The organism is Streptococcus parasanguinis (assembly GCF_001578955.1).
Taxonomy (GTDB): Bacteria; Bacillota; Bacilli; order Lactobacillales; family Streptococcaceae; genus Streptococcus; species Streptococcus parasanguinis_U.
This window is the reverse complement of record NZ_KQ969788.1, coordinates 1-235: the sequence shown is the minus strand read 5'-3', so window position 1 is coordinate 235 and position 235 is coordinate 1. Positions and strand designations below refer to the sequence as shown.

Genomic DNA, 235 nt, shown 5'->3' with positions numbered 1-235 from the left:
TTCCTCCTTATGATACCTTTTGAAAATTTTTATAATAGACGTTGAATATGAAGGGCTAAATAGACTTTTTCATTAGGAGATATCTTGGCTCCTGTCTGTTCAGCGATGGTTTGGTAGATTTGATGACTAATCTCATAAGCCTTTGGATAACTTAGCTGAATCAGTTGTTCCATCTCGCTCAAACCTTCTGGGTCTTCTCTTCCCTTATCTAGCGAATCTAGGAAATAATTGAGAT

Annotated in this window: 1 protein-coding gene; it reads right to left on the bottom strand. The window is 36.6% G+C overall.

What is annotated here, in order from left to right; all coding sequences use genetic code 11:
• Positions 1 to 29: 29 nt before the first annotated feature.
• On the bottom strand, positions 30 to 235 hold a 206-nt coding region (locus tag SPADD19_RS11235), incomplete at its 5' end, for a PRD domain-containing protein (protein WP_128861654.1).